Raw genomic sequence first — 26484 nt, 5'->3', positions numbered from 1 at the left:
TCCTGTATCACGCTCCTTCTTCGCTGTTTAGGAACACTCTGGCGTAAGTAACTATTTCATCTGAGACGATCACAGACAGAAAGATCAACTGGTAACAAAATAGAGATCATGATACTCTTCGCCTCCATTTTTCTGGCGGGATTATCACCAATATCCACCCCTTTGGTGGTTGATTTCTCAATGCCAGTGCTATCGTTATAAGAATGTCGAACTTTCCTTCGGCACTCAATCAATCCAATCAAAAGTGGAACAGTACAATGGGCAAAGGTACTCTCTATATCGTATCTGCACCTAGCGGCGCAGGTAAATCTAGCTTGATCTCAGCGATGTTGGAACGCAACCCAACCTACGCAATGAAAGTGTCTGTGTCTCACACCACGCGCAACATGCGACCTGGTGAAGAAAATGGTGTCCACTACCATTTTGTAGCGAAAGATGAGTTTGAAGCCCTGATCGCTAAAGGTGACTTCCTAGAATACGCAGAAGTGTTTGGTAATTATTACGGCACATCTCGTGTATGGATTGAAGAAACACTAAATAAAGGTATCGACGTTTTTCTAGATATCGACTGGCAAGGCGCACGCCAAATCCGTGAACAAATGCCAGAAGCCAAAAGCATCTTCATCCTGCCACCATCAAACGGTGAGTTAGAGCGTCGCTTGAACACTCGTGGTCAAGATAGCGATGAAGTGATCGCAAAGCGTATGGCTGAAGCCAAGTCGGAAATCTCTCATTACAACGAGTACGACTACGTGATCGTAAACGACGATTTTGATACCGCTTTGATGGATTTTAAAGCTATCTTGCGTGCTGAAAGATTGAAGGAAGAAAAGCAAGCTGCTAAATATAAAGGTATGCTTGACGCGTTGTTAGCAGAGTAACTTCAAAAAAGTCACGCTGTAAAACATAAAGAATTTCCCGTTTTTTGCCCAGTGCGAAAAACACAATAAACTACCTGAGAAAGTCCACAAACGGTGGCTTGTCTAATTGCTAGTAAATAAAGTAGTTAGGTTGTATACTTTCTCGTCATTCTAAAATTTTAGTTAACTATTTGGAGTCCTCATGGCACGCGTAACTGTTCAAGACGCTGTTGAAAAAGTTGGCAACCGTTTCGACCTAGTACTGATTGCGGCTCGCCGCGCTCGTCAAATGCAAACTGGCGGTAAAGATGCACTAGTGCCAGAAGAGAACGATAAGCCAACGGTTATCGCTCTACGCGAAATCGAAGAAGGTTTAATTACTAAAGAAGTTCTAGACGCTCGTGAACGTCAAGAACAGCAAGAGCAAGAAGCGGCAGAGCTAGCGGCAGTAAGCAGCATCGCTCACAACCGTTAATTCTGACTTTAGAATTCAACAACCTCCCGGGCCTATAATTTGTATCTATTCGATAGCCTCAAAGACGTTGCCCAAGAATACCTAACAGAGCCTCAGATTGAGGCTCTGCGTCAATCTTATGTGGTAGCGAGAGATGCCCATGAAGGGCAAACCCGCTCTAGCGGTGAACCATACATCATCCACCCTGTCGCTGTGGCTCGTATCTTGGCCGAAATGCGCCTTGATATCGAAACCCTCCAAGCTGCTTTGCTGCATGACGTCATTGAAGACTGTGATGTAACTAAAGAAGATCTCGAAGAGAAATTCGGCAACACTGTCGCAGAATTGGTTGATGGTGTATCTAAACTGGACAAACTCAAATTCCGCGATAGGAAAGAGGCTCAGGCTGAGAACTTTCGTAAGATGGTTCTGGCCATGGTGCAAGATATCCGCGTCATTCTGATCAAACTGGCTGACCGCACGCACAACATGCGTACGCTTGGCGCGCTTCGACCAGATAAAAAGCGTCGTATTGCTCGTGAAACGTTAGAAATTTACGCGCCCCTCGCTCATCGTCTTGGTATTCACAATATCAAAACCGAACTCGAAGAGTTGGGCTTTGAGGCGCTATATCCCAACCGCTACCGCGTACTGAAAGAAGTGGTTAAAGCCGCACGTGGTAATCGTAAAGAGATGATCCAACGCATTCACAGCGAAATAGAAGGCCGTCTGCAAGATTTTGGCTTGAATGCTCGCGTCGTTGGTCGTGAGAAAAACCTGTTCTCTATCTACAACAAGATGAAAACCAAAGAACAGCGCTTTCACACCATCATGGATATCTATGCGTTCCGAGTCGTTGTTGATACCGCTGATACTTGTTATCGCGTTTTAGGCCAAGTACACAGCTTGTATAAGCCACGTCCTGGTCGCATGAAAGATTACATCGCGGTACCAAAGGCGAACGGCTATCAATCGCTACACACTTCCATGGTTGGCCCACACGGCGTACCTGTTGAAGTTCAGATCCGTACTGAAGATATGGATCAAATGGCGGACAAAGGTGTCGCGGCACACTGGTCTTACAAAGACAAAGGCGACAAGTCTGGTACCACTGCGCAAGTGAAAGCTCAGCGTTGGATGCAAAGCCTGTTAGAGCTACAACAAAGCGCGGGTAACTCATTCGAATTCATTGAAAACGTAAAATCCGATCTTTTCCCAGATGAGATTTACGTCTTCACACCAAAAGGTCGTATCGTTGAATTGCCTTTAGGCGCAACGGCTGTCGACTTTGCCTATGCCGTACATACCGATGTAGGCAACTCTTGTGTTGGTGCTCGTGTTGACCGTAACCCTTACCCATTGAGTAAGGCATTGAAAAACGGTCAGACGGTGGAAATTATCAGTGCCCCTGGTGCGCGTCCGAATGCGGCATGGCTAAACTATGTCGTGACTTCTCGTGCCCGCACTAAGATTCGACAAGTACTGAAAACGATGCGTCGTGAAGAGTCGATTACTTTAGGTCGTCGCCTACTTAATCACGCACTTGGCCGTCACTCGATTGATTCAATTTATCCAGAAAATATCCAAGAAGTCTTGAATGATCTTCGCCTAGAAAGCATCGATGATTTATTGGCTGCTATTGGATTGGGTGAGTTGATGAGCATTGTGATCGCACGTCGTCTCCTTGGTGACACCGAAGAGCTCACGACAACAAGTTCAATCCCAACGGACTCGAAGAAGAAGCTTCCGATTCGTGGCGCAGAAGGCTTATTGCTGACGTTTGCAAATTGTTGTCATCCTATCCCAGATGATCACATTATTGCTCACGTATCGCCTGGTCGTGGTTTGGTTGTTCACCGAGAAACATGTCCGAACGTTCGTGGTTATCAGAAAGAGCCAGACCGTTATATGGCTGTCGCTTGGTCTGAAGACTACGATAAAGAGTTCATTGCTGAACTTAAAGTCGACATGCTTAACAACCAAGGTGCTCTTGCAGAACTGACCAACGTGATCTCGAAAACAGGATCAAACATTCATGGCCTTTCAACGGAAGAACGTGATGGTCGTCTATACACTGTGACTGTGCTGTTGACGACGAAAGATCGTGTCCACCTTGCTGGTATCATGCGTAAGATTAAGGCAATGCCTCAAGCAACCCGAGTCAGACGCAGAAAGAACTAACCTCTATCGCCACCTACTCTGTTAGGTGGCGATTTTTTATACCTCAATAAATATGAACCTAGAACGTTACAACCGTATTCACCAAGTCCTAAAAACTCGCCAAACTGATCTGACACTTTGTCTCGAAGAAGTACATAAGCCAAACAACGTCTCTGCTGTGATCCGCACCGCTGACGCGACAGGCTTACACAAAGTTCACGCAATTTGGCCAGACAAAATGCGTACGCTGAGCCATACCTCAGCTGGCGCGCGTAACTGGGTTGAAGTGGATACTCACGATTCGATTGAAACTGCGATTACCGAACTCAAAGCGCAAGGTATGCAGGTTTTGGTGACCAATCTTTCGGACACCGCCGTCGATTTTCGCGAGATCGACTACACCAGACCAACGGCAATCATTTTAGGCAGTGAAAAAGTTGGCGCTTCGGAGCAAGCCAAACAGCTTGCCGATCAAGACATTATTATCCCAATGGTGGGCATGGTGCAGTCACTAAACGTATCGGTTGCCAGTGCCGTAATTTTGTATGAAGCGCAACGTCAACGTGAAGCCGCAGGCATGTACGACCGAGAAGAAAGCGCTCTGCCTAAAGAGACAATCAACCGTATTCTCTTTGAACGTGGTCACCCAGTGCTGGCAAAGGTCGCGAAACGAAAAGGGCTCGTTTACCCACCACTCGATGAAGAAGGTCAAATCATCGCCGATGACGCGTGGTGGCAAGAGATGCAAAGCAAGTAACAGACTTTCGTCATCCTGAACGGCGGCGAAGGAGCGTGGTTCAGGATCTAATTCTCAAATATACAGATGCTGATTGTGTTAACTTCAGCGACATACTTGTTGGAAATAGAATCCTGATGTCGCTAAAGCTCCTCGGAATGATAGGTTATCAGTCAAATCATGACACTAACTAAAGCATGACTATTTTTTCCTGTACAAAAACACAGCTCCATGGTTAACATACTGCTATGTTAACCATTTTCTTGAGCCCTCTATGTCCGCCCAAATGTTATCTGCCGTCCCATTAACCTCCCTTTCTGGAGTTGGCGCGAAAGTCGCAGAAAAACTCGCCAAAGTTGGCTTACATAGCGTTCAAGATTTGCTGTTTCACCTTCCGTTACGCTACGAAGATCGTACTCGTATTTACCCTATTGCCAAACTGCATGCTGGCCTTTGGGCGGCCGTGCAAGGTAAGGTCATGGCAGTCGACACCATCTTCGGTAAGCGCAAAATGCTAACGGTAAAAATCAGCGACGGTAATGGCACTATCACGCTGCGCTTTTTCAACTTTACCGCAGCCATGAAGAACAATTTCACGCAAGGTAAGTTAGTACATGCTTACGGTGAAATTAAGCGCGGTGGCATGGGTTTGGAAATTGTTCATCCTGACTACAAGTTTTACGTTAGCGAGCAAAAGCCCGATGTAGAACAGAGCTTAACTCCTGTTTATCCCACTACAGATGGTTTACGCCAAATCACATTGCGCAACCTTACCGAACAAGCTTTAGCCCTGCTTGATAAAACCGCAGTGCAGGAATTACTTCCAGCTGGGTTGTATGACCATCAAATCACGATGTCGCAAGCGCTGCACACCATTCATCGCCCACCACCAACCATTAATTTAGATGAGTTTGACGAAGGCAAACATCCTGCCCAAATCCGCTTAATTATGGAAGAATTGCTAGCACAAAACTTATCGATGCTGGCGGTGCGTAGCAAAGGTCAGAAGGATTCAGCGCTACCTCTCGGTCCTTGTAATAAACTAAAAACGCAGCTTTTAGCCCAACTGCCTTTCTCTCCTACAAACGCTCAAACCCGAGTAGTACAAGAGATTGAAGCCGATCTAGAAAAACCGCACCCAATGATGCGATTAGTGCAAGGCGATGTTGGTTCGGGGAAAACGTTGGTTGCCGCTTTGGCCGCTGTTAGAGCCATTGAGCATGGCCATCAGGTGGCACTCATGGCGCCAACCGAACTATTGGCCGAGCAACACGCTATCAACTTCGCAAACTGGTTTGAAACCATGGGCATTCAAGTCGGTTGGTTAGCGGGTAAACTCAAAGGTAAGGCAAAGGAAGCCGAGCTGGCTCGTATTGCCAGTGGTGAAGCACAAATGGTAGTGGGTACTCACGCGCTATTCCAAGAGCACGTTGAATTTCATCACCTTGCTTTGGTCATCATTGATGAACAGCACCGCTTCGGTGTCCATCAGCGATTAGAATTGCGTGAAAAAGGCGCAAAACAAGGCGCCTACCCACATCAGTTGATCATGACGGCGACGCCTATTCCTCGCACCTTAGCTATGACCGCTTACGCCGATCTGGAAACTTCCGTGATTGACGAGCTACCACCGGGTCGAACGCCGATTCAAACCGTTGCCATTCCAGATACAAAACGTGACGACATCGTCGAGCGTGTCCGAAATGCCTGCTTAAACGAAGGCAAGCAGGCATATTGGGTGTGTACTCTGATTGATGAGTCGGAAGTATTAGAAGCGCAAGCCGCGGCAGATACCGCTGAAGAGCTTCAACGTAAGCTACCGGACGTAAAAATTGGTCTAGTACACGGACGAATGAAGCCGGCAGAGAAACAAGCGGTGATGCAAGATTTCAAAGACAATAAACTGCATTTGCTGGTCGCAACGACAGTGATTGAAGTTGGTGTGGATGTGCCAAACTCTAGCTTGATGATCATAGAAAACCCTGAACGTCTTGGTTTGGCACAATTACACCAGTTAAGAGGTCGCGTGGGCCGAGGTTCCGTTGCTAGCCATTGTGTGCTGCTGTACCACTCTCCGCTGTCAAAAACCGCGCAAAAACGTCTCGGAGTACTACGTGAAAGTAACGATGGCTTCGTCATTGCGCAGAAAGACCTAGAAATTCGTGGCCCTGGAGAACTATTGGGTACAAAGCAGACAGGTCTTGCTGATTTCAAAATCGCAGACTTAGTTCGAGATCAACGCCTGATTCCCGAAGTTCAGCGTATTGCGCGTCATATTCATGACAATTACCCGACTAACGCAACAGCGATTATCGATCGCTGGTTGGGTGAGCGGGATATTTACTCCAAAGCGTAATGATTGAAAGCGAGCCAAATGGCTCGTTTTTTAATGCGCCAAAAACAAAGCAAACGTTTGCTTTTTGAGTAAATCTCTCTATAATCGCGCACAAATTTTTAAGTGTGTTAGATCACACTCCACCAACCTGAGTTGACTCTGATTAACAGCAATCACAGGTAACGACGTCAACTCCACCCTGCTCTCCCATTCAGCGAGAACTAGGGAAATATTGCGACTAGCGAGACAAACAATGACAACTTCAAACCGATCTTCGGAACTGGTCTATCAACTCAACGATCGACCACCTTTGCCTCAAACCATTTTTGCCGCACTTCAGCACTTATTGGCGATGTTCGTCGCGGTTATCACTCCCTCACTGATCATCTGTCAGTCTTTGGGTGTACCAGCAGACCAAACGAATACCATCATCAGCATGTCTTTGTTTGCGTCAGGCGTGTCTTCGTTTATTCAAATTCGCACCGTTGGCCCAATTGGCTCTGGTTTGCTCTCTGTTCAAGGCACCAGCTTTAACTTTTTAGGTCCTATTATTGGAGCAGGCCTATCGCTGAAAGCCGGTGGAGCAGACATCAGCACCATGATGGCTGCCATTTTTGGTACGATTTTAGTCGCATCATTTGCAGAAATTTTCCTATCTCGCGTATTGGATCATGCCCGCCGAATCATCACTCCGCTCGTTTCAGGCATCGTCGTCACTCTTATCGGTCTCACACTGATTCAAGTCGGCTTAGTATCAATGGGCGGTGGCTACGCAGCATTAAATGAAGGAACCTTCGGCAGCTTAGACAAACTTGCTCTGGCTGGGACGGTACTTGGATTAATTGTGATTTTAAACCGCTCGAAAAACCCATACATCCGTGTGGCTTCAATCGTGATTGCGATGCTAGTGGGCTACATCATGGCGTATTTTATGGGGATGGTAGATACTTCTCAGCTAGGCGCAACTGAGATCGTAGCACTGCCCGTACCAATGCAATATGGCTTATCGTTTGACTGGTCTCTGTTCATTCCGCTGGTACTGATTTTCTTTATTACCGCACTAGAGGCCATCGGTGATATTACCGCAACATCTGAAGTGTCTGGTGAGCCAGTAAAAGGCCCAGTGTACATGAAACGCATTAAGGGCGGTGTGTTAGCAGACGGCTTAAACTCTGCAATCGCAGCCGTTTTCAACAGCTTCCCGAACTCAACGTTTAGCCAGAATAACGGCATCATCATGCTAACAGGAGTCGCGAGCCGCTACGTGGGTTACTTTATTTCAGGCATGTTAGTGATTCTTGGCTTGTTTCCTGGCGTCGCTAGCTTTGTTCAGTTGATTCCTGAGCCAGTACTTGGCGGCGCAACGATTGTCATGTTTGGTACGATTGCTGCCGCTGGTGTGCGTATTATCTCTCGTGTTGAGCTCGATCGCCGCGCAATTCTGATCATGGCCTTATCCTTCTCAATGGGACTTGGTATCGCACAAAAACCAGAGATCCTGCAATTTATGCCAGAATTTATTAAGAGTATTTTCTCAACTGGTGTTGCAGCAGGTGGCATCACAGCGATCATTTTAAATCTACTTCTGCCAGAGAAACTGGAAGACGAAGATGAACTTCCTCAGGAAGTGAAAGAGTCTTAAGATTATTGAGAATAAGAAAAGCCCAACCTATTTAGGTTGGGCTTTTTGTTTGAAAGGGTGCGGGCCATCGACTTACTTGGTAGGAAAGCTGATTTGAGCGATTAAACCGCCTTCACTGCGATTACGCATCACTACAGAGCCTGAATGCTGGCTGATTATACGCTTCACAATCGCCAACCCTAGCCCAGTGCCTTCACTACCGCGAGCGGTGTCACCACGCGTAAAGGGTTCAAATAACCTCGCGATTTGAGAATGCTCGATACCCGGTCCGTTGTCCTCTACTGAAATCCACACTAGCTGCTTATCTGCTGTCACACCAGTGCTGATTTTGACCCAGCCATTACCATAACGTAGCGCATTCACAACTAAGTTACTGATCGCCCTCTTAATCGCAATCGCGCTTCCTTTGGCTGGCGGCAAGTTAAGATTAAGATCTGTTTCAATTTCAACCTCATAACCACCTTCAGAACTGGCGACGTCACTGGCAATCGTACTGATATCAACCGCTTCAAACGATTCTTGGTTCACCGGTTTGAGATAATCCATAAACTGACTGATGATCTCATTGCATTCTTCCGTATCGCTAATGATCCCCTCCGCAAGATAGCTGTCCTCAGGAGACATCATTTCTGTCGCTAGGCGAATACGCGTCAGAGGCGTTCGTAAGTCATGGCTAATCCCCGCCATTAATAAGGCTCGGTCTTCTTCTAGCTCTTGAATACCTTTCGACATTTGATTAAAGGCTCGAGTTACAGAGCGAATCTCCGATGCGCCTTTCTCTGCTAAGGGGGGCGGGATTTCGCCTCGACCGACGTCTTTCGCGGCTCTCTCTAAAGCCAAAAGTGGACGGTTTTGCAAACGAATAAACAACCAACCACCAGCAATGATCAGCAGCGCCATAATCAAACTGTTACGAAACAGCGGTGCAAAATCTTCTTCTTGCAGCTCAGATAACGGAATACGAATGATGGAGTTCGGCAACTTTTCGATGTGCATCCACAAAATGTAACTTTCATCGCCAAGCAATAAGCGTACTTCGGTGGGCGAACCTAGCTCTTGGCTCATTTCTTCAGACATCAAATCAATCGACATTGCGTGATGAAATTCAATCGCCTTATCGCTGTCAAGGCTGTGAACCGTCACCCCTAATCTTTCTAATAATTGACGCCTTAACGGTGCATCAGACTTTAAAGGTCCTTCATCATCAAGCACCAAATTGAGCTCATGGGCGAGAATTTTATTGAACTGCTGCAAACTCGGCATCAACGCGTAGTTAAAAACGGCGTAGTAAGAGAAAACTTGGCTCGCGAGAAGCAAAGAGATGAACAGCAGAATAGATTGTGTCAGTGAACTTCGGATGCGCATGGAACGTTCCTAGTGGTCCTAATCGCGAAATTTCAGCCTTCAAAGGGAAGGTAATGAAGGCTGAAGTTGCTATAGCCAAGTGCTGGCTATGGAGTGAAGAGGTTACACCTCTTTGCCGTCTGGGACGAAAACATAACCTAGGCCCCATACGGTTTGAATGTAGCGCGGCTTGCTCGGATCGTCTTCTAACATGCGACGTAAACGTGAGATTTGTACGTCAATAGAACGTTCCATTGCAGAATATTCACGGCCACGCGCCATGTTCATCAATTTGTCTCGTGACATTGGCTCACGTGCATTCATCACGAGCGCCTTTAGAACAGCAAACTCTCCAGAGGTGAGTGGCATTGCCTCGTCACCGCGGAACATCTCGCGAGTGCCTAGATTGAGTCGGAACTCCCCGAACTCCACCACTTTTTCTTCCGTGCTTGGTGCACCCGGCAACTCTACAGTTTGGCGGCGTAATACGGCCTTGATGCGAGCCAATAATTCGCGTGGGTTAAACGGTTTTGGCAAATAATCATCCGCCCCTACCTCAAGACCTACGATGCGGTCCACTTCATCACCTTTCGCGGTGAGCATTAAGATTGGCAACATATTGTTCGCGTGGCGTAGACGACGACAAATTGACAAACCGTCTTCACCTGGCAACATTAGGTCCAGCACCATTAAGTGAAAGTTTTCGCGCGTTAGTAGGCGATCCATCTGTTCGCCATTGGCGACACTTCGTACCTGAAAACCTTGCTCAGAAAGGTAACGCTCCAATAGAGCACGTAAACGAGCATCGTCATCAACCACTAAAATTTTATGATTTTCTTGCATTGAAACATCCTTTCAGAAGCGTCTATTGTCGAAAATGTATCACTGTTTTTCCTAACGTGCTCAAGCAAATTGTTACTCTTTTTATCTTAAGCGCTTTATTCTCTCTCTAGCAGGTATTTTCAGCACCTACTATTGACCATAATTCCATTCCAGTTCACGTTTGGCCTCAAGCAGCTCTTGCTGTGCCTCAGCCAGCTTGTGACGTTTTTTCTCAATTTTGTCTGCTTTCCCTGAATGCTGAGCTTCGACTAATTCTTCCTCTCGCTCCTCAACTTCTTTAGTCTTTTCTTCCACTTCTGTTTGCAGCTCTTGGCGCAGCTCACCTTCCGAGCATTCATTCTGGATAGCGGAAAGTGCTTGCTCCAAGCCTTTAATTCGATGTTCATTACCTTGCGCTTTTGCATACTCGAGCTGCTGCTCTACCGCTAACTCTTTAGCGTCACAGCCTTTCACTTCATCTTGAGCAAAAACTGAAAGTGAGAAACCTATTGTTAGTGCAGCACTACACATGACTGCTTTGTTCATTTTACTTCTCCGAGAAAGGCACCATGCCTTTATACCAAATATTCTGACGTTGAGACCCAAGTCACTCCTAGTGAACTTCATGAGACTTGAATCGGTGATAAAGCCTCAGTCTTCCGAGGCCGGTTGAATATATTCAATTGAGTTGATGAACCACTCTTTTTCACCTTCTGGGGTGCGTACCGTGAACTCTTCATCCACTTGTTTTTTCAACATCGCTCGCGCCATAGGTGAATCGATAGAGATGTAGTCTTTCGCATCGCCATAAATCTCTTCAGGCCCGACAATACGAAACTTTTTCACTTCTCCTGCCTCATTTTCTATTTCCACCCATGCACCAAAAAAGACTTTGCCTTCTTGTTGCGGAGAATAGTCAACGATCGTGACTTCTGGCAGGAATTTACGAAGGAAGCGGACACGACGGTCGATCTGACGGAGTAAACGTTTATTGAAGGTGTAATCCGCATTTTCTGAGCGATCGCCCAGGCTCGCCGCCCAAGTGACGATCTTGGTGATTTCCGGGCGCTTTTCATTCCAAAGGTAATCATGCTCTTGTTTGAGTTTGTTGTAACCTTCTCGTGTAATCAGCTTAGTTTTCAAATTAACTCCTATCTCAACTAAAAAATGCTGCTCTTTGGCAGCATTAAGGAGATGATATACCCAAAGATCCAATGTTGTTCAGGCTTTGGGTATCAAGGTGATAAGGCGGCCAGAGTGTTACTTTTCGTAATCCGGTTTTTGCGTCACGATGTAATTCGTATCACTCGAAACAACCGCGCCATGTTTTAGGAAGTTTTTACCTAAAATCATGCTGTAATGGAAGCGACCTCGGTCCTGTAAGTTGACTCGGATCTTCTTCTCTAATTCGCCAAGCTTAACATGCATTTCAACCACAGGGCGTACGTTCGCTTTCTCGCCTTTCTTCGCTTTAATACGCATGACATCAACAACAGGCTTGGTAAACGCCTGTTTCATGCCAAGATCGTTCTCATAGGTAAAGCTCACCATGTCTTTGCCGTCTTTCTTAAACTGCTTGATGTTCTTAGCATTGATTGAGCTTACATCTGCACCCGTGTCTAACTTCACAGGGAAAGACATCCCCTCAACTTCAGCCACTTCGATATGGCCAGCTTTGAAAAGTGGCCTTGCATCTAGTAGATGGTCTGCGCGAGTGTTCAGTAACACACCACCCTTGGCTATGTCATGACCAAAGACGAAAAAGGGTTGAGTGTCACCCTCATCAAGCACATCGAGCGCAAACTTCATTGATGTGTCTTTTCTACCGAGAAGAAAGTCTCCTTCGACAACAGGGCGAACCGCGCTGCCAACCTTGAGCTTTTTCAACACTGGTTTGGTGATTTTTTCTTCTTTCCCCTCATCGTTCATTAAATAAAACGTGACGGATTCATCCTTACCTTTTTCTGTTACTTCAAACCCATTTACACGCAGTAATGGCGTTTTCACAGTAAAAGTGGGGTAAGCAGGGACGGTATAACCATCAATGGTGACCTGTTCTTCTGGTGAAACGACAAGAGGTTTTGATTTGAGTGCGCTTTTGAACGTTTTTTCTACGCCACCCAGTAGATTTTCTCTGTCCGTATCAATAACAAAGTGCTGACTCGCGACGTCCCGACCTAAGCGAATTTGCGAACTGAACTTACTGCGATCACGCAGATACACCAACCAACGTTGAGTTTCATTTTCGCCGACTTTGACGGGTAAATAGACTAAAGGGCGCTCGCTTTTGGTCGTTTTCAGCATTCGTACCAAGGGTAATGTCATTGGATGACGCTTGCCATTCTCGCCCTCTAACATAAAAGAGACTTCGTTATGCTTTTTGTCTACCTTGATGTCCAGTGCATGGACGTTGGTATAACGGCTAGAAGTTGAGATGCTGATCTTATATGGCACACCTTCGACTTCAACCGTCTCTTTTTTGCCAATCATTTTTGCGCGTGGCTGTTCTTGAAGGTAATCGTAACCAGCGAAGACCCATGCGTTATCATCGAGATAGGTTTTACCAATCAAGATAGGAGAAGAGAATTGCGTACGCTTGGTCAGGTTCACTTCCGTATCAACGGTGTGACCAGCGATTGTCATCGGCATTTTTATTGTCGGGCGTAGGATGGGCTTTTTGCTTGTTCGACTGCGAATCGCGCTCACTCTTTCCAGATCATCGGTAATCTGTATTTCCTTCCCTGTATAAGGGTGAGGAACCGTAAAGCTAACCTTTACTTGATATGGCTTAAAGCTGTCGGCGTCCCACTTTGCCTTCGTACCACCTAAGTCATCGACAATCGCCCAAAGTAACTCGTTATCTTTCAAATCTTGGTAATCTGGGTGTGAGCTACTGACATGGATATTCTCCGCATGCATCGATGTCGTATCTGCACCAGTATCAATCTTGCCAATAAATGGCACCGCTTTTAGTTCCGGAATGTCACTGTAGTAGACGCTCTCCACACGCCCTAGTACCAATTTGTTATCGAGCTGATAAACGGGAGCTTGTGTGGTTCCTGAGATAGACTGCGCCCAACTAAGCGGGGCGACAAGTAAGGCACTCGTAAGCGCTAACGCCAAAGACATTTTTTTCATCATGATTATCCGTATAAGCCGAGGTACATTTAGTGATATCAACAACCGTGGAATTAGGTTAGTCGATAACTGCGGATATAAGTTCTCAATTTAATTACAGTTTTGACATAAATCTGACTGATGTCCACCAGCGCCCGGTAAATTTTTGCCTCGTTAATTTAAAACATTGCAAATTCTTCGAACGACCCCAATGTTCTATACAACCAAAACTGAATTAAAAGAGAAAACACGGATGAGCCAAGCTATCTGTCGCATGATTGCTCAAGAACTGAATGTTCGCCCAGAGCAAGTCAACGCCGCTGTCACCCTAATTGATGATGGCAACACTGTCCCTTTTATTGCACGTTACCGCAAAGAGGTGACGGGGGGCCTTGATGATACCCAGCTGCGTACTTTGGACAGCCGTCTGTCTTACCTTCGTGAAATGGATGATCGCCGCCAAACCATCCTCAAATCAATCCAAGAGCAAGGCAAACTGACGCCAGAGCTAGAACAAGAGATCGCGCAGGCAGACAGCAAAACTCGTCTTGAAGACTTATACCTACCTTACAAACCCAAGCGTCGTACGAAAGGTCAGATCGCGATTGAGGCTGGTCTTGAGCCGCTCGCAGATCAGCTTTGGAATCATCCACAAACCGAGCCAGAAAGCGAAGCAAGCAAATACCTTGATGCAGACAAAGGCATCGCAGACACCAAAGCTGCATTGGATGGCGCTCGCGCGATCATCATGGAGCGCATCGCAGAAGACGCAAACTTACTGGAAAAAATTCGCAACCACTTAAATCGCAATGCGGAACTGGTCTCACGAGTCGTTGAAGGCAAAGAGCAAGAAGGCGAGAAGTTTAAAGATTACTTCAACCACAACGAGCCCCTAAGCAAAGTGCCATCGCACCGCGCACTGGCGATGTTGCGTGGCCGTAACGAAGGCTTCCTGACATTGGCAATGAATGCTGATCCAGAACAGGAAGAAGGCGCTCGTCAGTCTTACTGCGAAACGATTATCGCAGACCATTATGGCGTGACGCTAAGCAGCGCACCGGCGGATACCTGGCGTAAGCAAGTGATCAGCTGGGCATGGCGCATCAAAGTATCGATGCACATGGAAACCGAGCTAATGGGCGCAATGAAAGAGCGCGCTGAAATCGAAGCGATTGAAGTATTCGCCACTAACCTCAAAGACTTGTTGATGGCAGCACCGGCTGGCCCTCGTGCAACACTTGGTCTAGATCCGGGTCTGCGTACAGGTTCAAAAATCGCGGTTGTCGACTCAACAGGTAAAGTGCTTGCAACCGAAACCATCTACCCTCACCCACCACAAAAACAATACGACAAGTCAGCACAAATCGTTGAGCAGTTGGTGCGTAAGTACAACGTGGATTTGATTGCGATTGGTAACGGTACGGCTTCACGTGAAACCGACAGCTTTGTCGCAGACGTCATCAAACGTGGCAACCTGAAAGTTCAGAAGATCATCGTAAGTGAAGCAGGGGCTTCGGTTTACTCAGCGTCTGAGCTTGCAGCAAAAGAGTTCCCGAATATGGACGTATCACTGCGTGGTGCAGTGTCGATTGCACGTCGTTTGCAAGATCCATTGGCTGAACTCGTGAAAATTGATCCGAAATCTATTGGTGTGGGTCAATACCAGCACGATGTAAGCCAATCTATGTTGGCAAAACGCCTAGATGCGATTGTGGAAGACTGTGTAAACGCGGTTGGTGTTGATGTGAACACTGCTTCTGCGGCGCTACTGACGCGCGTAGCAGGCTTATCAAGCACCATCGCGCAGAACATTGTCGACTTCCGCGATGAGAACGGCCGCTTCGAAGCACGTACAACCTTGAAGAAAGTACCTCGTTTAGGTCCTAAGGCGTTCGAGCAGTGTGCGGGCTTCCTGCGTATTATGGATGGTAAGAACCCACTTGATGCGTCTGCGGTTCACCCAGAAGCGTACCCAGTGGTCAAAGCGATTTCTGAGAAGAACAACAAAGATATCAAAGCACTGATTGGTGATTCAAGCTTCCTTAAAGGTCTGCATGCGGTCGATTACACCGACGATAACTTCGGCGTTCCAACCATTACAGACATCATCAAAGAGTTAGACAAGCCGGGTCGTGACCCACGTCCAGAATTCAAAACGGCGACCTTTGCAGAAGGTGTAAACTCGGTATCTGACTTGGAACCGGGCATGATTCTAGAAGGCGTGGTGTCTAACGTAGCCAACTTCGGTGCCTTCGTTGATATCGGCGTTCACCAAGATGGTCTTGTGCATATTTCTGCACTGACAGAGCGTTATGTGTCTGACCCACGTGAAGTGGTGAAAGCAGGCGACATCGTCAAAGTGAAAGTGATGGAAGTGGACGTGCAGCGTAAGCGCATTGGTCTATCGATGCGTATGAACGACGAACCGGGTCAAGACAACCGCAGCCAACGCTCATCAGCAGCGCCACGTCGTAATGACCAACCGCAGCGTCGTCAGCCTCGCCGTGATGATTCGTCATCGAACAGCGCGATGGGCGGTGCGTTTGCTGCAGCGTTTGCTAAAGCGAAAAAGTAACCTTACCTAGGCTTCACCGCTAACGAGCTTTCATAACTAAAAAGAAAACGCTCCAATCAGTCAACCTGCTTGGAGCGTTTTTGTTTGAGTAGGATATTGAGTCGTCATAATACTGCTATCACTTCTGACGGGGTATGGGGAGCGACTGCATGACCATAATGAAACTTGATCACCTTCCTGCGCTTTTCCATTAATCCTTCATTGATCGCAGCATCCAAAATGCGCTTTGGTAAGCGAAAGCGGATCGCGTAGCCTTTCCCCTGGTCTTCACTATACGATTTGAGCGCAAGCAAACTAAAAAGCCGTTCTAGTGTATCTTCCGGCTCTTCTTGATAACGCGTGTCGACTTCCGTTTCCATATCATAATCAGGATGCTCTGAAGGATCCCAAGAAGACTGACGTCGGCGCTTGTCGTCACCTTTTACTTTTCGCTCTGCATTGGTTTTGGCCAATGCGACCGTTGGCGTTACAGGCTCTCGGACTTTATTGTCGCGAGCTGCTTGTTCCGTCTGCACATTCACGGATGGGGCGATCAGTGGCACACTTACGTTGGTCGGTGACACAATCATTGCGAACCCTCCTCAGAGTCGCCCAACTCGTCAATATGGCTTAGCTTTATTGGCTAATAAAACCTCACCAGCCTTTATATCGACCACTTTTTAAACAACTTGAGGTATTTCCGCTCGTACTTGCTCAATCGTGAGCAAACTCTCGGATTTGAACACAAAATTCGTCATGTTCGGTGATAAAAGGCGCATGAGAGGACTGATTAAAAACAAACTGCTGGGTATGAGGCAACTGTTCACTTAAATCGTTAGCTACTTTAATTGGCACCAACCCATCTAAACGGCCATAAAGACGCAACATTGGAACAGAAAGAGACGTCAACGCATCGCGCAGATCCACATCAGCAAGGATGTTTAGCCCAACCAACAGCGATTCAGGGTTTGGCTGAGGGCGCGATAGTACCGCTTGCTTGAGCTGTTTAACGTCTTTACGCGCTGATGGGCTGCCCATCGCTTGCAACGCCATAAAGCGCTCAATGGTCAGTGAGAAATCTTCTAGCAACTGAGAGGTGAACGCACTCAGTACATTCGGTTGAATGCCACGCCACGGTTTTTCTGCGGCAAATTTAGGTGAGCTGGCAACCGTAATCAACTTAGCCACGCGCTCGGGCATATTTAATGCCACATGCGTCGCCACTAAACCTCCGAGGGACCAACCAAGCCAAATCGCTTTCTTTGGCGCACCTTGCACCACCAAGTTAGCAATATGGTCTAAATCTTCAGCATGAGATTCGGCGCTATGTCCGTACCCCGGAAGGTCAACCACATGAACTCGGAAATAAGGTTGAAGAGACTCGACTGTCTGCTGCCATACCGCACCATTCATGCCCCACCCATGAAGTAACACCAAATCTGGTCCCTGACCAAATGACTGCCAGTGTAATTTCGTGCTCATGCTCTCAATCTCTCCCACTTATTTTATTCCCTACGGCTTCAGCCAAGCGTTAGGCTGAGTAAAATATCATCATGAATAAACGCTATGTTATCTCATCACTGGCAAAACATCATGCATCGTGTATTGAGCAGTCAATGCGGCCTGTGTCGGTTCCCTATTCAAACACCAAGCCACACAAATACTCTGCGCTGGTGCGAGCACTGTTTAAAATACCTAACTCCGGTAAAACGATGTCAACGCTGCGGTTTATCATTACAGAAAGAAGAAATGAGTACGGATAGTATTTGTGGTGAATGTCTTTCAGAGCCACCGCCATGGCAAAGGCTATACACGTTAGGCGATTACGACTTTCCCCTTTCACGGGAAGTACAACGCTTTAAAGATCACGGAGAGTCTTGGCATGTAAAAGCATTAACCGAGCAACTGGCACAGCGCATCACCACGCCAGCTCCAATCATTACCAGTGTGCCATTGCACTGGCAGCGTTACCTGCGCCGGGGTTTTAATCAAAGTGATGTTTTAGCCCGACACCTCGCCAAGCAATTGCAGACTAATTTTGATGCGAAGGTCTTTCGTCGAGTAAAGCTCGCCCAATCACAGCGTGGTAATACCAAAACAAGCCGTGAACAAAACTTAAAAGGCGCGTTTATTCTCAATAAGCGCCCTCACTCTTCCCATGTTGCCATCGTCGATGATGTAGTCACCACAGGCAGTACCGTCCGACAATTATGTCATTTACTACTTGAAGTTGGCGTAGAAAGCATCGATATTTACTGCATCTGCAGAACACCTGCTCCTCGTTCTCTCTAGATCGCTTCGCCATGCCTTAGCATCAAAAAGACTAGACCCATACGTCAACAAGAGTAGAATAGCAGCAGTAACCTACAAATTTACTCGGGTATTCGTCGTGTCAAATATTACTATTACAGAAACTGCGCAAACGCATTTCGCTAACCTTTTAGGTCAACAACCTGAAGGCACTAACATTCGTATTTTCGTTGTGAACCCAGGTACACAAAACGCTGAGTGTGGCGTGTCTTACTGCCCACCAGAAGCAGTAGAATCGACCGACACTGAACTCTCTTACAGCGGTTTTTCAGCTTACGTGGATGAGCTAAGCCTGCCATTCCTTGAAGACGCTGAAATCGATTTTGTTACCGATAAAATGGGCTCTCAGCTAACGCTAAAAGCACCTAACGCTAAAATGCGTAAAGTTGCGGACGACGCACCACTGGTTGAGCGCGTTGAGTACGTTATCCAAACTCAAGTCAACCCACAACTTGCTGGCCACGGTGGTCACGTAAACTTGGTTGAGATCACTGAAGACGGTGTTGCGATTGTTGCATTTGGTGGCGGTTGTAATGGCTGTTCTATGGTTGACGTAACACTAAAAGAAGGCATCGAGAAAGAGCTGCTAAACCAGTTCATTGGTGAACTAACCGCAGTTCGTGATGCTACAGAACATGACCGTGGTGATCACTCTTACTACTAAGAGTAAACACTGTCAGAAAATGGGAGGCTTCGGTCTCCCATTTTTGTATCGATACTGAGGTGATGCTGAGATGCTTAGCTCGACTCGTAAAATCCGCTAGAAACTCAGGCGGAGTTCTCATATATTAAGAATCTTACGCATCTCGTAAACGCCAACGACACCAAGGAGCCAGCGTCATGCCGAAACGAACCCCACCAGAGATACTCTCATGCCAGACGGTTGCAAAATCCAAACTGTTTGCTGTGGAAGCGCTCGACCTTCGTTTTTCCAATGGTGAGCATCGTACTTATGAGCGTATGAAGCCAAGTGGACGAGATGCTGTAATGGTGGTTCCTGTAACAGAACAAGGCGATTTATTACTGGTGCGTGAATACGCCGCTGGAACTGAACGTTACGAGCTAGGTTTCCCAAAAGGGCTGATTGACCCAGGAGAAACACCACACCAAGCAGCGGATCGTGAGTTAAAAGAAGAAATCGGCTTTGGCTGTAATCAGTTAACCCCGTTGAAACAAGTTATCCTCGCGCCATCTTACTTTTCGAGCAAAATGACTCTATTTTTAGGACAGGCGCTTTATCCAGAGAAGCAAGAAGGCGATGAGCCTGAACCACTGGAAATTGTGCGTTGGCCACTTGCGCAAGCCGAAGAGTTATTAACTCACATGGATTTCTGTGAAGCACGAAGCATCACAGCGCTAATGTTGGCACTGAAACACTTACCAAACACCACTCACAAGCATAACCAATAACGGTCATTAGAACCGAATAACACTGTGAGTAAGGACTATCACTTATGCCAATGACAAAAGATCTATCTCACCTACTTCCTCAAGTCATCGAGATTGCCCGCAGTGCTGGGCAAATGATCCTCGAAATATATGAAAAGAAGCAATACGAGGCCTACACCAAAAGTGACGAAACTCCCGTAACAAGTGCAGATATTGCAGCTCACAAGTTCATCACTGAACGCTTGAGTGATCTGACGCCTGACATTCCCGTGTTGTCAGAAGAAGACGCAGACATAAGCTTAGAGCAACGCGCTCAGTGGGAACGTTATTGGTTAGTCGACCCTCTTGATGGTACTCAAGAATTCATCGCTCGCAGTGGTGACTTTGCCACTATTATCGCGTTGGTCGACAACAATCGACCAACCATGGGCGTCGTTTACGGTCCTGTATCTGGCGTGACTTACTACGCTTATAATGGCAAAGGCGCCTGGAAAATTCCCGACATGTCGGACAGCGTCAAAATCCATACACACAAACACGAACAGCCAGAGCAAAGCATCGCAATTGCTATTAGTCGTCGCCAAGACATCAATCGTATTACTAACCGTATGAGCAGCGCCTGGAATTACGACTTAATACCGCTCGGTTCTGCGGCATTGAAAGCATGCCTCGTCGCGGAAGGGGCTGTGGATTGTTACTTACGTCTGGGGCCAACTGGCGAGTGGGACACCGCTGCAACACAATGCATTGTTGAAGAAGCTGGCGGACGTATTCTCAGCACGCAATTAGAACCGCTGTCATATAACGAGCGGGAAACACTAGAAAACCCGAACTTTATTGTTCTTGGTGATGCGGATTTACCTTGGAATGAGATTTTACAACGCAAAGATTAAGCGCCCTATCGGTAAAATTTAGAGCACAAAATTCTAGCAATAGAAAGGCCACGAATATCTTCGTGGCCTTTTCTTTTTGACCTTCTGTACAGCACTTGGAGTATTTGGCCTACTATGTTCCAATTACTTGCAAAGCTGAACAAAAGAAACAAATCGATTAAAAATCATGGCTTTAAACTTTCACTCATTCCCAATCAAGATCGAATGTACAGCGAATAGAGGTTTTAGCTTACGATGATCCAAAAGCAAAAAGAGCTGCACAATAGCAGCTCTTTTAAGATATTGGATTTTGTCACGATAGGTTAGAAGCGCCCTTGGTAATTAAACTCATATTGACCTTGAGCATTCGGCTTACCCAACCATTTCAGTTGCTCCCCCATGCTGGATGGGAACTCTGCACCAGGTTTGAACCACGCTTTGGTTGAGTATCGTTGATTAGGCATCAGCTCTGCTGAGAACGCCGCAGAGACTTGTTCGCTGCTCTGCTCACCAGTTGCCGTCAATACACTATCCTGACAGTTTATATCGGCAATCACAGGACCGAGATCTAAGCTGCCAACGGGGCTTTGAATACCACTGGCATTCCATACTAAAGTGCCTTCACCGTTCTTACACCAAGGCGCAGCATAAGTCGCATGACGAATATTCAGCTCAAGCTGCCCATCAACACCAACAGGCACAGGGAGGCGCGCTTGCTCAACAACTTTTACCGCCGGAATCGAGGCAACTAAGTTTTTGGCATAAGGGCCATCACTTAAGCTATAGCCGACAAAACCGCGCCCACGAACGTCCATTTCACTACCACGACCAAAGCGCACAGCAAACTCCGCTTTACCTGTCAGTAGACTCGACCATTGGAAATCCCAATTAACTTCTCCAAGGTTCTGGCGCTGCCAACGAATACTAGAAGCTTGACCTTGCCATACCGAACCGTTGGCTCCTTGAATGTCCAGGCCTCTCACTGTTGGTGCTTGTTGTAACACCCAAGAGACTGGTAATCCCATTAAAAGACTGACTGAAAAAAAGACGATAAAGATAACAACGTAAAGTACTGCTCGCTTCACCTTAACCTCGCTTAAACTGAAGGCGGTTTACATCGATCATGCCCGCTTGCTCTGTTCGGTCGATATCTAAAAATTCGACTTCAATACCCTGTTGCTCTTTCAAGTAACGTAACCAATCCACTAGTTGATTAAACGCGAGTGGTTTGATCCACACTTGAACGCTCTCATTACGAGGTTGTACTCTAATCAACTCAACTTTATAACGACGAGCTGAAGAAGAAACCAACTGATTCAACGGTTGACTAGAGTAGCTCACACCGCTGCTTTTTCGCAGTGCAGTGATGCCATCCGCTTTATCTTGTACCCAAGCTAGCAACTGTTTTTCGCTTTGAATACGTGACTGAGCTAGCTCCGCACGTTGGCTCATTGGCTGTAATAAACCCCAATAAATAATACCGATGACGGCAATAGCGCCACATCCCATGACCAAACGCTGCTCACGCTGCGAGATGCTGCTCCACCAAACCTGAGCTTGAGAAATTAAATTTTTCATCATCACCTCACAAACGCTTCAAAACAAAGCTGCCAACCACAACGTTATCGCTACGGTTCAACTGACCTTGCTCAACATTAAACTTCTCTGCCAATTTCACACGAGCCTGCTCAAAAGGTTGGAAGTCTGAACTACGAGCCTGAATACGTACTTCGCCACGTTGTCCGTCGTATTTAAAGCTAGTGATCTCCAAGTCGCTGACCTGACCAAGCGTCGCGGGTAATGCCGCCAACCATGACAACATTGCCTGCTGACCACTTCCACCAGATAAGCGGCGCTCTTCATCATCCATTTGTCGTTTGAGGTAACTAACGGTAGGAATGCGTCGTTTATTTGGGAACACCTGGCGGAAAATACGCTCACTCTCCTCACGATACGCTTGAGCTTGTGCTTCGTACTTATGGACCACGAGCAACTGCTGCGCAACCATAACGACGATAAGCACCCCCGCAGCAATGGTGGCTTTTTGCCAGAGCTTCCAGTATTTACCCCAAGAAGATTTCGGCTTGAAGCTCCCAGTCAGCAAATTGACTTTGCTTTCTGTCACCCCCTTCGCCAGTAAAGCCATCGTCATTTCTTCTGGTTGCGGATCCCATATTTCAGGTAACGCAGATTCCGGGACCGAGCTAAAGCAATCGAGCTTCCAACCTTCATGATTTTGTAGATAAGAAGAGAGGTAAAGGTCTAACCAAGAAGCGTCGACAACCGCGCCCTCTGTCGCAGAGTGACGAATTAGCCATTGCTCGCCAATCATTGCAGCACTGCTGTGATCTCCACGAACCGGTAACGCAAGCACATCGGGTAAAATGCGTTTAATGGCGATACCTTGGCTTGAGAAACGTTGCAGTACAGTCTGAATCCAAGCACGTTCAACTGCGCAAATCTGCGCTTTATCCGCTTGTTTACCCAACACGCTAAAGTGCAGGCCATCAACGTCCTGAGCAACTTCGTCTTCCACTAAGTACGGTAACATCGCCTCGAATTGGCGTGTTGCACCAGGTGGTATATCCACTTGCGTCAGGACCACATCATTACTCGCCAACAGCGCCACAACTTGGCGCTGACCAGCATATGAGACCAATTCATCTAAGTGTTCCCACCCGGCGATTTCACCGCTAGCAATCACTTCCTGTTGATCTGTCGACCACACCACCCAAGGAATGGTACTTTGTTGTTCGCTACTCAGCCGAACGGTCAGAAACTCGCTCACTGATCCCTCCAAAACGACGGCGAACTACGGTCACCGTTTCTCTATTTGTACTTTGCAAAAGGCTTCGGATACGTACACGTGATTCATCCACCAACACTTGTGCATCCAATTCAAAAAAGGCGCTATCTACACCCAAATAGCCTTTGGCGTTTTTCTTTACATCTTCACTTAAGCCAGCCATTTCTGACTCTGCTAAAAATTCATCAATGCTATCCCACCCATCAAATGGGCGTTTTTCAATTAGCTGAATCGCATCACTACTGCTTAAGTTTGGTGAGAACATTGCCACCAAAATCGGAGCTTGCTCAACATCAATCGTATTCACGTTTAAACGCCAGTCATCACTTGGCAATGCACAGACCAACGGCTCCAATTTTTGGAAAATTTCACCACTCACCTGATAGACAGCCCGTAACTCGGAAGCATCTGCCATCCAACCATTTGATGCCAAATAGGAAGGTTTCATCGCTTCATATGTGCTGTCTTCAACCCCAGTAGTCGAACGGACAGAGTCATCAGCATCAATGTATTCCCAAGTAGAGTCTGCAATGATTTCTGCTTGATATGGCTCGACATCCAACTCTTCTAATAGGCGCTGCAATACATTCACTAAATATGGTCTTGTAATTTGCTGACCCGTTGGTTGCACACGACTCAATACATTTAGATTAAAGCACGCTTGCTTGTCTCTAATTCGTCCCGCCGCTTGACCATAATCTAACGGATAGACTTGCTCTTTTATCGCCCACGGTTGACTCATATTAATCGTGTCGGTGTCTTTATAACTTTGCTCGATACCCACTTTTGCTAGCGCCTCGACGCCAAGGCTGTACCAGTACGCTTGCTGGTAATTGATTTGATTAGCGCCTCGCTGAAACTGCAAGAACAAACGTTCCGACATGCTGGCGGCAACCGTCGCCATAATCGCCAGCAACATCAACACTATAATCAAAGCAACACCGCGCTGACGGTTAACCATTATTGCTGTCTCCTGAACTTTCCTCTTTCTGACTCAATGTGCCATCAGGAGTGAGATAAGTGCGGGCAATTTCTCCATAGTCTTTGAGAGTGAGAACAACAGAAACCGCTTTCGGCAGCGCTTTTTCTTCAGCCCACTCTTTTTTCCATTGCTTACCATCATAAAAACGCATATCAAATGACTCGACCTGCGTTAGCAATGGAGTAACAGTGCCTTGTTGCCCAACCGGCGTATCAGGATAGTGCCACCATACTCGCTGCAGTGTTTCTTCTTTTAAGCGATAGCCAACCTTGGTTACTTCTCCACGAGGGAACTGCTGCTGAGGGTTGTGCCAACCTAAACGGGCAAACATCAGTCCTTTGGTATCGGAGTCCAACAGGTAATCGGACCAAAAAATTAGCCGGCTAGAAGGCTCTTCACCATTAGTACGCGTTTGACGCATCGCCATTTGACGAAAATCGTTATCCATCATAACCATGGCACGCTGAATTTCGTTTAAGCGTTGGGTTCGTTCTTGTGATAGCGCATTGCTACGCTGTACTTGCGATACCACTTGGTACGCTGCGACACTTAAACTGGCAAAGATGGCAATCGATACCAACACTTCAATAAGTGTAAAACCTTTTACCCTTTGGCGCGTGTTTGCGCGGGGATGATTATTGCGCCACATAGCTTCGTACCGTTAATACAGGGCTCGCGCTTTTCCCTACCGAGACGCTCACATCAAATGCTTTCAGCAATGGCTGCGTCGTGGCGACTGGCGTGACTTTCCAGAACCAAGTGCGTCCTGCCAGCTCTTCTGTGCCGTTTTTCGCTTTGAGTTCTCCGGTATTCAACATCACATTTGCCATCTGATTATCCACAACCATGGCTGCAAACATTTTTTCTTCTAGATAACTGATTGTATTAATATGCTGGCTCACAGAGCGAATGACACTGATGGCAGCGGTAGCGAAAATTGCCAGTGCGACCAATACTTCCAGTAAGGTCATGCCTCTCGTCCGGCGATGACTCAAATTTGGGCGAGCTTGCTTAAAATTGCGCATTCTCATCCTCTTTCACTTCTTCGCCCGGAGCTAATAACAAAATTTGTCCACTTTCTTTGCCAATGACTCGCCAACCGTCATTAAAGGCATCACCATTTTGCGGAAAAAAAGACAGGGTAAATGGCGTGACTTCGGCGCTGGAAAATATAAACACTTGCGGTGGCTCAATTTTCTTTTCGTCCTCTTCTTCTGCGAACATGTCTTCATCAAAAAGAGAACCTGGTTTGAATAAGCGCTCATCATTATCCCAAGCACCACCTCCGAGCTCGAGTTGTAGCGTAATATCTTCTTCTAGCTTGGTTTTGCTCGGAATCTGCTTTAATTTCAGAGGCTGCCAACCTTCTGAGGTTAAACTCAGTAGAGCGTAGGTCGATTTGGCATCATCCACTCGAACGCCAAAATCTTTACCGCTCAGCACCGCTTCTTCATTGAGCAGCTGTAAACGCTGAAAAAAGCTTTGAGCATACTGTTTGGAAAGATCTTTTTGGCTAGTCGGTAATGTCGAGATCACGGCCACAGCCGTAAGAGATAGCAAAACCAGCACCAATAGAATTTCTATCAATGTAAAACCGTTATGTTTTCGCATTTGTTTCATTAGTGCTGGCTTAGGCTCAATTATTGGAAGTCTTGCATGTTCCAGTTGCCAATATCTGCAGCTGGACCTTCTCCACCCTCTTGGCCATCTGCGCCTAGAGTGAAGATATCGATTGTACCGTTATCACCTGGGCTTAAGTATTGGTACTGGTTGCCCCAAGGGTCATTAGGAAGACGTTTGATGTAACCACCATCACGGTAGTTGCGTGGCTCTGGGTTAGATGGCTTGCTAACCAATGCTTCTAGACCTTGGTCCGTTGTTGGGTAAACGCTGTTATCCAACTTGTACATATCTAGGGCATTTTCCAGCGCGACAATGTCCGTAATCGCTTTTTGTTGGTCAGCCTTCTCTTTGTTACCCAATAGGTTTGGAACAACAAAACTTGCCAAAATACCCAGGATAACCACAACAACCATCACTTCTAAAAGTGTAAAACCCTGTTGTTTACTACGCTTAAACTTCATTTTTTTCTCCGAAAGTT

The 26484-nt window shown here is 46.8% G+C and carries 26 protein-coding genes; 11 read left to right on the top strand and 15 right to left on the bottom strand.

What is annotated here, in order from left to right; translation table 11 throughout:
• Positions 1-257 precede the first annotated feature (257 nt).
• The 6 genes from gmk to R7044_RS06890 all read left to right on the top strand — a co-directional run bounded on the left by gmk (position 258) and on the right by R7044_RS06890 (position 8187).
• Positions 258-881 carry a guanylate kinase gene (gmk, locus tag R7044_RS06915; RefSeq protein ID WP_005379347.1) on the top strand — a complete coding sequence of 208 codons (624 nt, stop codon included), beginning with the start codon at positions 258-260 and terminating at the stop codon, positions 879-881.
• A gap of 181 nt (positions 882-1062) precedes the next feature.
• The gene (gene rpoZ, locus R7044_RS06910) at positions 1063-1335 is read left to right on the top strand and encodes a DNA-directed RNA polymerase subunit omega (protein ID WP_005379346.1); all 273 of its coding nucleotides are present in this window, start codon (positions 1063-1065) and stop codon (positions 1333-1335) included.
• Between the two features lie 39 nt (positions 1336-1374).
• On the top strand, positions 1375-3495 hold the full coding sequence (spoT, locus tag R7044_RS06905; protein ID WP_005379340.1) for a bifunctional GTP diphosphokinase/guanosine-3',5'-bis pyrophosphate 3'-pyrophosphohydrolase: 2121 nt from the start codon (positions 1375-1377) through the stop codon (positions 3493-3495).
• A gap of 52 nt (positions 3496-3547) precedes the next feature.
• Positions 3548-4231, top strand: a complete 684-nt coding sequence (gene trmH, locus R7044_RS06900; protein WP_017635001.1) for a tRNA (guanosine(18)-2'-O)-methyltransferase TrmH — start codon at positions 3548-3550, stop codon at positions 4229-4231.
• Between the two features lie 253 nt (positions 4232-4484).
• Complete coding sequence (recG, locus tag R7044_RS06895) at positions 4485-6566, top strand: ATP-dependent DNA helicase RecG (RefSeq protein WP_205391079.1); 2082 nt, start codon at positions 4485-4487, stop codon at positions 6564-6566.
• A 232-nt stretch (positions 6567-6798) separates the two neighbouring features.
• Entirely contained in the window at positions 6799-8187 is a 1389-nt protein-coding gene (locus R7044_RS06890) for a uracil-xanthine permease family protein (RefSeq protein WP_165401604.1), read from the top strand.
• 72 nt (positions 8188-8259) lie between these two features.
• On the opposite strand, the gene envZ is transcribed toward R7044_RS06890, so the two are convergent.
• The 5 genes from envZ to R7044_RS06865 all read right to left on the bottom strand — a co-directional run bounded on the left by envZ (position 8260) and on the right by R7044_RS06865 (position 13494).
• Complete coding sequence (gene envZ / locus R7044_RS06885) at positions 8260-9552, bottom strand: two-component system sensor histidine kinase EnvZ (RefSeq protein WP_017820700.1); 1293 nt, start codon at positions 9550-9552, stop codon at positions 8260-8262.
• A 102-nt stretch (positions 9553-9654) separates the two neighbouring features.
• Positions 9655-10374 carry a two-component system response regulator OmpR gene (ompR, locus tag R7044_RS06880; RefSeq protein ID WP_005379333.1) on the bottom strand — a complete coding sequence of 240 codons (720 nt, stop codon included), beginning with the start codon at positions 10372-10374 and terminating at the stop codon, positions 9655-9657.
• A gap of 129 nt (positions 10375-10503) precedes the next feature.
• Complete coding sequence (locus R7044_RS06875) at positions 10504-10899, bottom strand: DUF1090 domain-containing protein (RefSeq protein WP_005379332.1); 396 nt, start codon at positions 10897-10899, stop codon at positions 10504-10506.
• A gap of 105 nt (positions 10900-11004) precedes the next feature.
• Positions 11005-11496, bottom strand: a complete 492-nt coding sequence (gene greB, locus R7044_RS06870) for a transcription elongation factor GreB (RefSeq protein ID WP_053307281.1) — start codon at positions 11494-11496, stop codon at positions 11005-11007.
• A 117-nt stretch (positions 11497-11613) separates the two neighbouring features.
• On the bottom strand, positions 11614-13494 hold the full coding sequence (locus R7044_RS06865) for an ATP-dependent zinc protease (protein WP_086013892.1): 1881 nt from the start codon (positions 13492-13494) through the stop codon (positions 11614-11616).
• 229 nt (positions 13495-13723) lie between these two features.
• Between R7044_RS06865 and R7044_RS06860 the strand changes: the two genes are divergently transcribed.
• Positions 13724-16045, top strand: coding sequence for a Tex family protein (locus R7044_RS06860; protein ID WP_225455427.1), 2322 nt, complete (start codon positions 13724-13726; stop codon positions 16043-16045).
• A gap of 104 nt (positions 16046-16149) precedes the next feature.
• On the opposite strand, the gene R7044_RS06855 is transcribed toward R7044_RS06860, so the two are convergent.
• Positions 16150-16614, bottom strand: a complete 465-nt coding sequence (locus R7044_RS06855; protein ID WP_005379316.1) for a hypothetical protein — start codon at positions 16612-16614, stop codon at positions 16150-16152.
• Positions 16615-16738: 124 nt separating this feature from the next.
• Positions 16739-17506, bottom strand: a complete 768-nt coding sequence (bioH, locus tag R7044_RS06850) for a pimeloyl-ACP methyl ester esterase BioH (RefSeq protein ID WP_225455426.1) — start codon at positions 17504-17506, stop codon at positions 16739-16741.
• 84 nt (positions 17507-17590) lie between these two features.
• On the opposite strand from bioH, the gene R7044_RS06845 reads away from it, so the two are divergent.
• From R7044_RS06845 to cysQ, 4 genes are all read left to right on the top strand, one after another.
• Positions 17591-18316: a ComF family protein gene (locus tag R7044_RS06845; RefSeq protein ID WP_213964338.1), complete on the top strand. Its 726-nt coding sequence runs from the start codon at positions 17591-17593 to the stop codon at positions 18314-18316.
• A gap of 97 nt (positions 18317-18413) precedes the next feature.
• Positions 18414-18998 carry a Fe-S biogenesis protein NfuA gene (gene nfuA / locus R7044_RS06840; protein ID WP_005379313.1) on the top strand — a complete coding sequence of 195 codons (585 nt, stop codon included), beginning with the start codon at positions 18414-18416 and terminating at the stop codon, positions 18996-18998.
• A 176-nt stretch (positions 18999-19174) separates the two neighbouring features.
• On the top strand, positions 19175-19744 hold the full coding sequence (nudE, locus tag R7044_RS06835; protein ID WP_005379309.1) for an ADP compounds hydrolase NudE: 570 nt from the start codon (positions 19175-19177) through the stop codon (positions 19742-19744).
• A 44-nt stretch (positions 19745-19788) separates the two neighbouring features.
• On the top strand, positions 19789-20616 hold the full coding sequence (gene cysQ / locus R7044_RS06830) for a 3'(2'),5'-bisphosphate nucleotidase CysQ (protein ID WP_005379308.1): 828 nt from the start codon (positions 19789-19791) through the stop codon (positions 20614-20616).
• A gap of 302 nt (positions 20617-20918) precedes the next feature.
• Here the strand turns inward: cysQ and R7044_RS06825 are convergent, their stop codons facing one another.
• The 8 genes from R7044_RS06825 to gspG are packed head-to-tail and all read right to left on the bottom strand — an operon-like array spanning position 20919 to position 26467.
• Positions 20919-21680: a type II secretion system protein N gene (locus R7044_RS06825; protein WP_137281636.1), complete on the bottom strand. Its 762-nt coding sequence runs from the start codon at positions 21678-21680 to the stop codon at positions 20919-20921.
• A gap of 1 nt (position 21681) precedes the next feature.
• Complete coding sequence (locus R7044_RS06820) at positions 21682-22173, bottom strand: type II secretion system protein M (protein WP_005383002.1); 492 nt, start codon at positions 22171-22173, stop codon at positions 21682-21684.
• Between the two features lie 7 nt (positions 22174-22180).
• Positions 22181-23383: a type II secretion system protein GspL gene (gene gspL, locus R7044_RS06815; RefSeq protein WP_033905912.1), complete on the bottom strand. Its 1203-nt coding sequence runs from the start codon at positions 23381-23383 to the stop codon at positions 22181-22183.
• Positions 23352-24362 carry a type II secretion system minor pseudopilin GspK gene (gene gspK, locus R7044_RS06810; protein ID WP_005379302.1) on the bottom strand — a complete coding sequence of 337 codons (1011 nt, stop codon included), beginning with the start codon at positions 24360-24362 and terminating at the stop codon, positions 23352-23354. The genes gspL and gspK overlap by 32 nt, the downstream gene beginning before the upstream one ends.
• Positions 24355-25032 (bottom strand): type II secretion system minor pseudopilin GspJ, encoded by a 678-nt coding sequence (gene gspJ, locus R7044_RS06805; RefSeq protein ID WP_005379301.1) that lies wholly within the window; start codon positions 25030-25032, stop codon positions 24355-24357. The genes gspK and gspJ overlap by 8 nt, the downstream gene beginning before the upstream one ends.
• A complete protein-coding gene (gene gspI / locus R7044_RS06800) occupies positions 25019-25408 on the bottom strand; it encodes a type II secretion system minor pseudopilin GspI (RefSeq protein ID WP_225455425.1) in 390 nt (129 codons plus the stop codon). The genes gspJ and gspI overlap by 14 nt, the downstream gene beginning before the upstream one ends.
• Complete coding sequence (locus R7044_RS06795; RefSeq protein ID WP_017635010.1) at positions 25395-25994, bottom strand: prepilin-type N-terminal cleavage/methylation domain-containing protein; 600 nt, start codon at positions 25992-25994, stop codon at positions 25395-25397. Before R7044_RS06795 ends, gspI begins: the two co-directional genes overlap by 14 nt.
• Before the next feature lie 29 nt (positions 25995-26023).
• Entirely contained in the window at positions 26024-26467 is a 444-nt protein-coding gene (gene gspG, locus R7044_RS06790; RefSeq protein WP_005379298.1) for a type II secretion system major pseudopilin GspG, read from the bottom strand.
• Positions 26468-26484 lie beyond the last annotated feature (17 nt).

The sequence above is a fragment of the Vibrio sp. 1402 genome, from assembly GCF_033340275.1.
Note: the sequence above shows the minus strand (reverse complement) of the source record. Positions and strands in the feature narration are given on the sequence as shown.

Bases quoted from the DNA above. Each gene is read 5' to 3' on its own strand.
- gmk (WP_005379347.1), top strand. From the start codon at position 258: ATGGGCAAAGGTACTCTCTATATCGTATCTGCACCTAGCGGCGCAGGT.
- rpoZ (WP_005379346.1), top strand. From the start codon at position 1,063: ATGGCACGCGTAACTGTTCAAGACGCTGTTGAAAAAGTTGGCAACCGT.
- trmH (WP_017635001.1), top strand. From the start codon at position 3,548: ATGAACCTAGAACGTTACAACCGTATTCACCAAGTCCTAAAAACTCGC.
- recG (WP_205391079.1), top strand. From the start codon at position 4,485: ATGTCCGCCCAAATGTTATCTGCCGTCCCATTAACCTCCCTTTCTGGA.
- R7044_RS06890 (WP_165401604.1), top strand. From the start codon at position 6,799: ATGACAACTTCAAACCGATCTTCGGAACTGGTCTATCAACTCAACGAT.
- envZ (WP_017820700.1), bottom strand. From the start codon at position 9,552: ATGCGCATCCGAAGTTCACTGACACAATCTATTCTGCTGTTCATCTCT.
- ompR (WP_005379333.1), bottom strand. From the start codon at position 10,374: ATGCAAGAAAATCATAAAATTTTAGTGGTTGATGACGATGCTCGTTTA.
- R7044_RS06875 (WP_005379332.1), bottom strand. From the start codon at position 10,899: ATGAACAAAGCAGTCATGTGTAGTGCTGCACTAACAATAGGTTTCTCA.
- R7044_RS06865 (WP_086013892.1), bottom strand. From the start codon at position 13,494: ATGATGAAAAAAATGTCTTTGGCGTTAGCGCTTACGAGTGCCTTACTT.
- R7044_RS06860 (WP_225455427.1), top strand. From the start codon at position 13,724: ATGAGCCAAGCTATCTGTCGCATGATTGCTCAAGAACTGAATGTTCGC.
- R7044_RS06855 (WP_005379316.1), bottom strand. From the start codon at position 16,614: ATGATTGTGTCACCGACCAACGTAAGTGTGCCACTGATCGCCCCATCC.
- bioH (WP_225455426.1), bottom strand. From the start codon at position 17,506: ATGAGCACGAAATTACACTGGCAGTCATTTGGTCAGGGACCAGATTTG.
- R7044_RS06845 (WP_213964338.1), top strand. From the start codon at position 17,591: ATGTTATCTCATCACTGGCAAAACATCATGCATCGTGTATTGAGCAGT.
- nudE (WP_005379309.1), top strand. From the start codon at position 19,175: ATGCCGAAACGAACCCCACCAGAGATACTCTCATGCCAGACGGTTGCA.
- cysQ (WP_005379308.1), top strand. From the start codon at position 19,789: ATGCCAATGACAAAAGATCTATCTCACCTACTTCCTCAAGTCATCGAG.
- R7044_RS06820 (WP_005383002.1), bottom strand. From the start codon at position 22,173: ATGAAAAATTTAATTTCTCAAGCTCAGGTTTGGTGGAGCAGCATCTCG.
- gspK (WP_005379302.1), bottom strand. From the start codon at position 24,362: ATGGTTAACCGTCAGCGCGGTGTTGCTTTGATTATAGTGTTGATGTTG.
- gspJ (WP_005379301.1), bottom strand. From the start codon at position 25,032: ATGTGGCGCAATAATCATCCCCGCGCAAACACGCGCCAAAGGGTAAAA.
- gspI (WP_225455425.1), bottom strand. From the start codon at position 25,408: ATGCGCAATTTTAAGCAAGCTCGCCCAAATTTGAGTCATCGCCGGACG.
- R7044_RS06795 (WP_017635010.1), bottom strand. From the start codon at position 25,994: ATGCGAAAACATAACGGTTTTACATTGATAGAAATTCTATTGGTGCTG.
- gspG (WP_005379298.1), bottom strand. From the start codon at position 26,467: ATGAAGTTTAAGCGTAGTAAACAACAGGGTTTTACACTTTTAGAAGTG.